The organism is Streptomyces sp. NPDC059861 (genome assembly GCF_042731435.1).
Taxonomy (GTDB): domain Bacteria; phylum Actinomycetota; class Actinomycetes; order Streptomycetales; family Streptomycetaceae; genus Streptomyces.
Window position 1 is genome coordinate 1 of the sequence record NZ_JBHWJQ010000075.1, and the last position, 9811, is coordinate 9811.

Sequence of the window (9811 nt, forward strand, 5' to 3'; positions counted from 1 at the left end):
GATCCTCAACTCCCTCGCCGACTACCTCACCAAGGTCGGAACCACCGGCCAGCAAACAGAGCAGAACTAACCCTAAGGATTTCTGGCGCAGCACAGTAGGGAGAGGTCGCGCTGGCGGGGACGATGTCACTCTGCTGGCATCCACCCAACGCCCGGGAACGGTTTGGGAGGGAAACCTCTTCATTCACCTGTCAGTCCTGCATGCCCTGGTGGACGTCCCCGGTATGGACAGTGTCGTCGATGCCGGCCTGAGTACCGCCCTCAGGCACCAGCGGGAGGACGGCGGCCTGCCTTTCGTCACGGACACCGACACGTGGAGCACCGTCGTCGCGGGCCTGGCCCTGGGCGGCGCCGGCGCACCGGGTGAGGTGCTGCACCGCATCGCCCGGCACCTTGTGCATGTTCAGCATGCGAACGGCGGCTGGTCCTACACCGACCACGCTGAGCTCTCCGACACGGACTGCACCACCGGCGCAGTTGAATTCCTGCATCAGCTGGCCCCGGTCACCTACCGCGACGCGATTGAGCGTGCCCTGGATGCGCTGGTCGCGGTCCGCGGCGACGACGGCGGATTCCCCACCTACGGAGCGGGCACTCCCTCCGAGGCGTGCATGACCGCCGCCGCGATCAACGCGCTCAGCACCCAAGGCCGCCACCATCACCTCCTCCCGCCTGCTCTGCGCTTTCTCGCCGATTGCCAGATGCCTGACGGCTCCTTTCCCCCCGGCTGGAGCAGCAGTCGCCTGCACACCCTCTTCAGGGCCTACCTCGCCACTCGCCCCCACCATCGGCAGTCCTCTCTGGCCGTCCACGACATGAGCGGTCGGATCGCTGGCCTGGTGCAGAGCACACAGAACGCGGACGGCGGCTTCGGACAGAGGGACGGCGCCTCGAGTGATGCCATCAGCACCGCCTACGCCCTGATCATCCTGGCCGGGCAGCGCGACCCTGCTCCCGCTGCGCAGGCCACTGGCTACCTGCTCACTCAGCAGCGTCCCGACGGCAGCATCATCTCTGTTCCCGACATGGTCGGCCCGCGTCCTTTCCCCTATCACGTGCCCGTGCTGACCGATGCGTTCACTCTGCTCGCCCTGGGCCACCTCACCCCTCGCATCCGGCCATCCCGCACTGCCGGGCCGGGCCGCCAGCACAGGAGTGCGCAACTCGCCAAGAGGACAGCCCCATGAGACCAGCTCCGAACCGGCTTCCCCTTCCCTGCCCGGGCACGTATGCCTGGGTACCGGAGGTGCAGCGGACATCGACTGATTCCTGGTACCCGAGACCCACGTGCACGGATGCGACAACTCCCCGACCAACCTCGACCGAACCGCTGCCGCCCGCCTGGAAGGGACCGAGCGGACCGCCGCCTGGGACCACCTCGTCGAAGCCGGGCCCACCTACGTCTCCTTCGCCCAACGCTCGGGACGCCCCCTGCCGATCTTCCGACTCACACCAACCTGACCCCTGTTCTTCACCGAACCCCACCGCGGAGAACCCCGTGACCGTGCCCCTCCGTCCCACCCCCATGGACCTGACCATGCACGACATGGCCCAGGTCTATCCCTCGATCTCCCAGACCATCGGAGTGATCCTCCACCTGGAAGGAACCACTCCAACCCTCGGTGAACTCCGCGCCTATGTCTGCTCCCACCTGAAATCCCAACCGCGCCTGACCCACTACCTCCACGGCCCCCGACTCAAAGCCCGCTGGCACCATGACCCAGCCCCCGACCTGAACCACCGCCTCCGCGAACAGCACCTCCCAACAGGCGACCAGCACCTCGATACAGCCCTGACCAGCCTCGTCGCGCACCCCTTGCCCGACGCGGGCCCGCTGTGGGACATCTGGCTGCTGGCCGGGTACGCCCCGGGGCGTTATGCCATCTGCCTGCGAGCGCACCACAGCACCCAGGACGGCATGGGCCTGATCGGTACCCTGACCGCTCTGTTCGGCAGCGCACCAGCGCCCACCACGCACCCAGCTCCCCGGGCAGGCGCCGGAGCCTACCTGAGCACCGTGCGCGGCATGCTCACCGCAAGCGCCAGCAACAACACCTGGGACGACACCGCGCGGCCCCTCACCGGCCAGCGCGACATCACCTGGGCGTATGTCCCCACCCAACGGTTGCGGCAAGCCGCCACCACCCGCGGCGGCGACACGAACGACGGCGTCCTGGCCGCCCTCAGCGGAGCCCTGCGCACATGGGCAGCACAATCCTGGCCCCGCGGCGCCGACAGGCCGCTCCCAGCGATCAAGATGGTCAACCTGCGCCGTGCCGAGGAACACGACCGACCAGGAAACTACTTCACCTTCGCACCCGCGCCCCTGCCCTGCCACGAGCCGACAGCTGAAGGCCGCCTCGACCACGTCATCGCCGCCACTCGCACCACGAAAGACCCGGCCCGCCACAAGGCCATGCGTTCCGTGATGAACGTCGTCCCCGCACGTGCCTTCCATGCTCTGGCAACCCGGCTGACCACACCCGACCGGGCCACCATCAGCACGTCCTACCTCGCCCTCCACCGGCCGTTGCGCTACAAACAGGACCCCGTCACCCGCCTCCAGCCCTTCACCTGGCTCCCCCGGCACCAGCCGGCGTCGATCGTGGCCTGCAGCTACAACGGAACCACCAGCATCTGCTTCGTCACCGACGCCGCTCTCCCCGGCCTGAACCAGCTGCCCCGTCTGTTCCACGACGCCGTGGGCGACCTCCCGCGCTCGGACGACGACCCGCACGCGGGCAACCGACCGGAGCAACTTCCCCACGCCGACGTGGCGCTCCCCGCACCTGCCGCTGCCCGTGATATCGCAGTCGTCATCAATTTTGACTTCATCAAAGGCCTCCTGGTCCACCAGGGCAACCTGCCGGCCGAAGCGATCACGCGTCAGGCGACGCAGGAGGAAGCCGGCATCGACTCCCTGGCCGTGACCGAGCTGTCCATGATCCTCGAAGAGCGCCTCGGCGTCGTGATCACCGAAGACGAGCTGGCGAAGCCGACCACCATGGACGACCTGGTCAGCCTCGTAGCTCAACTGGTAGCAGCATCATCCTCCGACCGCGAGAGTCCGCAAGAGCAGGGTCCCCACCCCCAGACAGATCGACCCCACGCGGTGCCCGAGGCGTAGTCGCTCCCCGGCTCCCCAGTCAACAGCGTCGGCCATCACCGGCCGCAGCGGCAGCAGCGGCAGCACGCCAGCGACAGCGGGATCACAACGAGCAGCCGGTCAGTCCGCAATCCCAAAGGCAGACCCTCCGCTGACGGTGACGCCAACGAGCAAGCACAGAGAAGACAAACCGTTGATCTTTGCACGTAAAGCCATGCCCCCGTCGCTAGCGCCTGCCGCGCGGCTGATCGGCCTGGGGTCCTACCTGCCCCCACTGAAAGTGAGCAACGCCGACCTTGCAGCACGCCTGGACACGACAGATGAATGGATCCGCACCCGTATCGGTATTGCCGAGCGACACATCGCCGATCCGGCGACTGCCACCAGTGACCTGGCTGTGGAGGCAGGACTCCGGGCAATGAAATCGGCGGAGATCGAGCACGTCGACGCCGTCATCCTGGCCACCGCCACTCCGGACCATCATGTGCCTGGCACCGCACCGGTGGTGGCCCACCAACTCGGCCTGAGCCAAGTGCCTGCCTTCGACCTCGGTGCAGGATGCTCGGGATTCGTCTACGCAACGACTGTCGCAGCGGGGCTCATCCACGCGGGAACCGCCGGCACCGTACTGGTCATCGGGGCGGAGAAGATGTCGGCCGTCATCGACCCCGCCGACCGTTCCACCGCGCCGATCTTCGGCGACGGAGCGGGTGCGGTCGTGCTCACAGCCGGACACTCCGGCGAACCCGGAGCCCTCGGACCGCCCGCATGGGGCAGCGACGGCGAGCACGCAGATGCCATCTACATCCCCGGCGGCGGTTCCCGCAGCCCCGCGCGTACCACCGCCGACCTGGAGAACCTCTACGTACACATGAAAGGAAACAACGTACTCCGTCACGCGGTGCGCCGCATCACTCACGTGACTCAAGAAACAGCGGCCGCAGCAGGGTGGGCCGCCCAGGACATTGACAGGCTGATCGTCCACCAAGCAAACGCACGCATCAGCGCAGCAGTGGCCAACGCTTTGGAAATTTCGGCCGAGTGCGTACCGTCTAACATCGCCCGAGTCGGCAATACTTCTGCAGCTTCCATCCCCCTGCTGTTGAGCCACGCCGCGATCGACGGGCAGCTGAAAGCCAGGCAACGAGTCGTCGTGACTTCCTTCGGCGCAGGCTTCACCTGGGCGGCCACCACTCTGCTGTGGCCCATCGGCCTCCAGGCTCTCACCTGAGCGCCTATTACATGCTCCGGTGAAAGGTGCGCCGCTCTGGTAGCGTCACAACCAGGCGGCAAACGCGCCAACTGGGCCTGGCTCGCCGGTTGCCGCCGACTCCACCGCCGTTACGAAGCATGGTCGAGCACTTCCTCGCCTTCACCAGCATCGGCTGCACCCTCTCTGCTACCGCAGACTCGCCAAATGAGATGACTTCTCAATCGCTGGACGGGCGGAGCGGGGACTGTGGGACTGTCAAACGAGTGGGTCTGTTCCGTAGTCGGTGGTGACGGAGGATGTGGTCAGCCCAGGAGGATGCGGTAGCGGAGGAGGGGGAAGCTCGCGCGGCCGTACATCTGGCGCTTGATCAGCTTGGTTTTGTTGTTGACGCCTTCGGTGCCGCCGTTGTGGTGCGGCAGGGTGAGGGCTGCGTCGACTGCGGCGCGGTCCTTCTCGATGCCCCGGGCGAAGGCATGCAGGTGGGGGAGGTCCTCGGTCTGGGCCGAGGTGATCCAGGTGCTCAGCATGGTGGCATTGCCGTCGCCGGGCTCCAGCAGCACGGCGAAGTGATGAATGAGGTCGGCCAGAGCGGTCATCTCGTGGCAGGCAGCGCGGGCGGCCTCGACACGTTCCCGCTGGTGGTCCTTGAGGCGGTCGGGACGGGTGAGCAGGTAGCGGGCCAGACGCCGGGGCGAGAGGGCAGGCCGGTCAGCCTCGACACGGCCCTGGTTGATGTAGCGGACCAGCAGGTTCGAGCTGCCGGTGTAGCCCAGCTCCCTGATCTCCTGGAGGAGATGAGTGACGGGTACGGCCGGGTTCTCCAGTCGGCGCTTGCGCAGGTGCTCGCGGTAGGGGTCAACGAGGGTGGGCCTGTACTTGGTGGCGCGGATGAGGCGCTCGGGCTCGGTGACACGGTGGTAGCGCTTGACGGTGTTCAAGGCGAGGTTCAAGCGCCGTGCGCACTCCAGCAGTCCGACTCCGCGCTTGCGTAGGGCGTGGACCTGCTGCCAGCGCTCGCGGGTGGTGGCGGCCTGTCTCCCCTCAGCTGGAGGCGGTCCCGCTTTCGCCCAGCAGGTGCTGTGCGCGGCGACCTCTTTACGGACGGCCTCGGCGAGGTTGTGCCACAGGTGCCAGCGGTCGCTGATCTGGACCGCGTCGGGCAGGGCTCGGCGGACCGCCTCGGCGTAGGTGGCCGATCCGTCCCGGCACACGGCCTCGATGCCCGGATGCCCACGCAGCCAGGCTTCCAGAGGGGCGGCTTCACGACCGGGCAGTACCTCGATTCGCTCACCGGTCTCGGCGTTGATGATGATCGTGGCGTAACTCTGCCGGCGCCGCAGGGCGAAGTCGTCGACCCCGATCACCCGCGGAATTCGCACCGCCGGCACGGGCACCCGCCGCAGAAGCCGTAGGGCGGAGCCGTACGACACGGGCACGGCCGGCGATCGGGCGAGTCGGGCGGACGCCCGGCCGCATAACTCCTTGACCAGCTCGGAGAGCTGACCGGTCAGACGTGTGGTGCGGCGCTGATAGCGCTCCAGAAGCCCGGGAACCTGCTCCCGGAAGGTCTGCCGCCTGCAGCCCAGGACCGGACAGACCAGCCGTCGTATCCTCACCCGGACCACGACCTGCCGGCCGTCGACCGGCACATCCCGCACCGTCCGGCCGTGATACCCGTGAACCCTCCCCGTCACGACCCCGCACACCGGACAGGGAACGGGAACATCCCGGGTCCGAGCCGTAACCCGGACTATCTCGCCACCGTCCGCCACATCCTCGATGACCAACGCCGACAACCCCGAAAACACCGTTCCTACAAGCACGTTCGCATCATGCACGCTCAATGATCACAGGCGAGCACTCACCGTCACCACCGACTACGGAACAGACCCACTCGTTTGACAGTCCCTCCCGTCCCCGACCCAACACATGGAACTCGTCCGCAGGGGCGCCGAACTCCTCTTTCAGGTCTGACCGAACGTGAGGAGAAGGACAGCGTCGCCATCGCCTCCAACGAGTCCTTCAGCAAAGTGGCTGCGGCTGCGTAGGTGACAAGGGAGAACGTTTGTAGACCAGTTGCAGGAGCAGTCACTTGTTGCTGATGTCCGGAATGTTGCTGAGATTCAAAAACGCCTGTCTGGTGTGTCGACGTCAGTCGATGGTCCACGGAGGTTGCGATGCCTGTGATCGCTACGTGGGCGTCGTCCGTTAGCGCTGGACGGCCCCCGGCGGGGTGGCGGTGCCGTTCAGGCAGTGGTCGAGGAGAGCGTGCATGCGTGGCACGGTGAGGGCCGGATTGGCCGCAGCGCCCTCGGCGGTACGGGGGTCGGCGAGGAGGGTCTCCAGGGCTTCGGGTGACAGGCTGGGGTTGGTGGCCGCTGCCAGGCGCACCGACGCGTCGGGGTCCTTCACCGGGGGGACGGGCAAGGCGGGATCGGCTGCGGCAAGGGCCCGTACCTCGGGATCCGGGTGGTCGATGAGGTGAGCCCTGCCGGTACGTGGGAACGCGGGCAGGGTCAGCAGGTGCGGACGGTGGGCCGGGCGGGTGACGAAGACATCCAGGAGGAGGTGCGGCGGAGCCAGCGGGTGGTGGCAGGCCAGCCGGATCCTGACCTCCTCGTCGCCGTCCTGCGCGAGGGTCTCGACGAGTTCCGCAGACAGGCCCGGCCAACTTGCCGCGACCCGGCGGAGCACCGGTTCCTCGGACACCGCGCAGGTGGCGTACCAGTCCGGCGACGGCTCCGTGGCCGGCTGCGTGATCGGGCAGGTGCAGTCGGGCCCGTGACCGACGACTTTTTGTACCTCCTGGAATTCGGCCCAGGTACGGATGGAGGGCTGGAGGCGGGCACGCATCCGCACGTCCTCGTCCGGATCCCGCCTCAGCTCCGCCGCCTCCGGCCCCAGGTCGGGCCGGGTGGCGACCAGCCGGCGGATCTCTGCATCGGGGCGTCGGCCGGTGTATGGCGGTTCCGGGCCAGCGGGTCTACCTCGTCGTCCGCGAAGCACTGTTCGACGACCGCGGGTGACAGGGCACAGGTGCTGAGCACGGACACCGCGTGGCGTGATCCGATGGGCGGCAGCTCGGCCTCCACCGCCTCCGGTTCCAGCTGCCGGCTGCCCTTCCTGGCTGCTTCCCGCACGGCGGGGTAGGGGTCGTCGAGCAGGGCATGGCGCTGCGCAGCGGTCAGCGACTGCCACTGGAAGACGGCGTACAGACGGAGTGCGGGGTGGTCGTGACCGGCCATGTCCCGCGGGAAGGACAGAGGGACCTGCCGGGAGGACCAAAGCTCCCCGACGATGTCCTTCTCCGTGACCCTGCCGTCCTCGCCTCCTTCCTGGGCGGTCAGGAAGGTGACGAGGATGTCGTCCGGCAGGGGCCGGACCCACCGGGGCTGGAGCCGGGTGCCGCCGGCGAGATACGCACGGACGAGTCCCGAAGGGTCCGATGCCAAGGGAGCGAGTCGTGCGGGGGCGACGTGCAGGTTGCGGGCGAGGGCACGGCGGATCCGCTCGACCGGGTGGCGGAGGGCCGCGTCGATGACGGCGTCGGGCAGGTCGCGTCCCTCGCACATCAGCAAGCCGGCCTCACCGGCCGCATCGTCCAGGAGACGTATCAGCACGTCGGCGGGCGCCGCCGCGTTGAAAGCGATGCCGCGCAGCCACAGTTCACGGAGAGAGTCGGACACCACGTCATCCTGCCACCTCGTCTCCTGAACCGGGCCGTCCCATGGCTCCCTCGTCGGCGCTGACCGGCGGCTCCGTCCGCAGGGCTCCGGATACGTACCCCAAGCGGGTGTGGGCGAACTGGCTGTGCGGCGAACACCTCCCCCAGCGCCGGCCGGAAGTCCTGAGCTCGTTCGGATCCACGGGGCAGCGGGCCATGCTCTCCAACTGCCGCGTCCTGGGTGAAGGCGTCGATAGCCGAGCCGTCGACTCCGTCGCCCTCCTGGACCCCAAGAGCACGCCGCACGACATCGTCCAAGCCATCGGCCGCGCCCTGCGACAAAAGCCCGCGCAGGGCAAGCTCGCCTCTCTGATCGTGCCGGTATCCCTCCGGCCCGGAGAAAAGCCGGAGGACATGTTCACCTCCGGGTCATACCGGCCACTGGTGAAAGTACTGGAAGGCCTTCGCGCTCACGACGAAGAAGCCGTCGAATTGCTCGCGATTCCGCAAGAGCCGCTGAAGGACGTCGCGCAGCCATCCGCATACATCGGTCCGCCGCCCGAGGAAGGCGAGGACGAATCCCGTCTACTGCTCCGTTTCGCGGCTCCGCGTGATCCGGTGATGGTCGCAGAGTGGGTGTCCTTCAACGTGATCGATACGGAGAAGCAGGACTGGGCGCGCGGGTGGTCGGCGCTGAAGAAGTTCACCGAGCGCGAGGGCCACGCCAGGATTCCCTACGGAACCGGGAGGGCGCGTATCCCCTGGGTCAGTGGGTCGCGGAGCAGCGACGGGCGTACGGGGCGGGGCAGATGACGTCTGCATGTGCGGCGGCTGGAGAAGCTGGGCATGGTCTGGTCGCTGGCGGATGAGCGGTTCCAGGAGAACCTCGCGGACGCGAAGGCGTACCACGAGGACCACTGGACACTGTGCGCACCCCGGACCGCGACCATGCTGGACCGGCCGATCGGGCAGTGGCTGTCCAACCTCCGCCGCCCCGGCGCCCTCGACTGCCACCCCGAGTGGAAGACCGCGCTCCTGGGGATCGATGAGCACTGGAACCCGGCGTGGCCGGCGGACTGGCAACGCCACTACGCCGCACTACGCGAGCTCGTACGCGACGAAGAGGGCCAGGCCAACGTCCTGCCCGGCGTCACCGTGCACGGCATGGACATCGGACGGTTCGTCGCGAAGCAGCGCCAACCTGCGGTCTGGGAGCGGCTGATGGACGAGCAGCGCGCCCTCCTGGGAGCACTCGGCATCGCGCCGCTACCGTCGGAGCACGAAGCCCCCACCAAGGCCCCTCAGAGCGCCCTGAGCACCTTCCAGCGGGGCGTTGCGGCCCTGGCCGCAGTACAAGGCCCGCAACAGGCTCCCTGACCGTCCCCAGAAGCCATGTTGAAAGGGTGTGGTCGACGGCCAGGAGCACGTCGTGAAGCTCGGAGTGTTCCTCAGCAACACCAAGACCCGCCGGGCCAAACTCACCGCCGACAAATCCGGGCGCTCGCCGCTCTTGGGCTGGAGTGGGCGGCAGAGGAAGGGGCAGCGTGATGCCCGCAGGCCAACCGGGAGCGGGGCAGCAGAAGGTCAGCGTCGATCCATGTCAGCGGATGACTGGTGAGAGCACCGTGCCGCCGCCGACGGAAGGCCTCCCTCGAGACGGCCTCTGGCCACTCCCGCACCGGGCCCCGGGCCTGTAGAGGCCCGGGGTCTTGTGCGTTTGGCTTCGTCGATGTCTAGTGTGCTGCGCCAGAAATCCTGATGGTTAGGTACTACCCTGTTGGCATGTCGCATCGCGGGCCTTCTGCTGTGGAGATCACGCTGTCCGAGG

Annotated in this window: 8 protein-coding genes; 5 read left to right on the top strand and 3 right to left on the bottom strand. The window is 67.8% G+C overall.

The genetic code is table 11. From position 1 onward, the window contains the following. The first annotated feature begins 224 nt into the window (after positions 1-224). From ACFV6X_RS35135 to ACFV6X_RS35145, 3 genes are all read left to right on the top strand, one after another. Complete coding sequence (locus tag ACFV6X_RS35135; RefSeq protein WP_385390459.1) at positions 225-1187, top strand: prenyltransferase/squalene oxidase repeat-containing protein; 963 nt, start codon at positions 225-227, stop codon at positions 1185-1187. A 338-nt stretch (positions 1188-1525) separates the two neighbouring features. After that, the gene (locus ACFV6X_RS35140; RefSeq protein ID WP_385390461.1) at positions 1526-3127 is read left to right on the top strand and encodes a wax ester/triacylglycerol synthase domain-containing protein; all 1602 of its coding nucleotides are present in this window, start codon (positions 1526-1528) and stop codon (positions 3125-3127) included. Between the two features lie 172 nt (positions 3128-3299). Further along, complete coding sequence (locus tag ACFV6X_RS35145) at positions 3300-4337, top strand: beta-ketoacyl-ACP synthase III (RefSeq protein ID WP_385390462.1); 1038 nt, start codon at positions 3300-3302, stop codon at positions 4335-4337. Between the two features lie 284 nt (positions 4338-4621). On the opposite strand, the gene ACFV6X_RS35150 is transcribed toward ACFV6X_RS35145, so the two are convergent. From ACFV6X_RS35150 to ACFV6X_RS35160, 3 genes are all read right to left on the bottom strand, one after another. After that, complete coding sequence (locus tag ACFV6X_RS35150) at positions 4622-6127, bottom strand: ISL3 family transposase (RefSeq protein ID WP_385390472.1); 1506 nt, start codon at positions 6125-6127, stop codon at positions 4622-4624. A 400-nt stretch (positions 6128-6527) separates the two neighbouring features. After that, complete coding sequence (locus tag ACFV6X_RS35155; RefSeq protein ID WP_385390464.1) at positions 6528-7172, bottom strand: hypothetical protein; 645 nt, start codon at positions 7170-7172, stop codon at positions 6528-6530. A 26-nt stretch (positions 7173-7198) separates the two neighbouring features. Next, positions 7199-8005 (bottom strand): hypothetical protein, encoded by an 807-nt coding sequence (locus ACFV6X_RS35160; protein ID WP_385390466.1) that lies wholly within the window; start codon positions 8003-8005, stop codon positions 7199-7201. Positions 8006-8046: 41 nt separating this feature from the next. Here ACFV6X_RS35160 and ACFV6X_RS35165 point away from each other — a divergent pair, with 41 nt between their 5' ends. Together ACFV6X_RS35165 and ACFV6X_RS35170 are read left to right on the top strand one after the other, a co-directional pair. Further along, complete coding sequence (locus tag ACFV6X_RS35165) at positions 8047-8796, top strand: helicase-related protein (protein ID WP_385390468.1); 750 nt, start codon at positions 8047-8049, stop codon at positions 8794-8796. A 9-nt stretch (positions 8797-8805) separates the two neighbouring features. Further along, a complete protein-coding gene (locus tag ACFV6X_RS35170; RefSeq protein ID WP_385390470.1) occupies positions 8806-9360 on the top strand; it encodes a helicase associated domain-containing protein in 555 nt (184 codons plus the stop codon). Positions 9361-9811 lie beyond the last annotated feature (451 nt).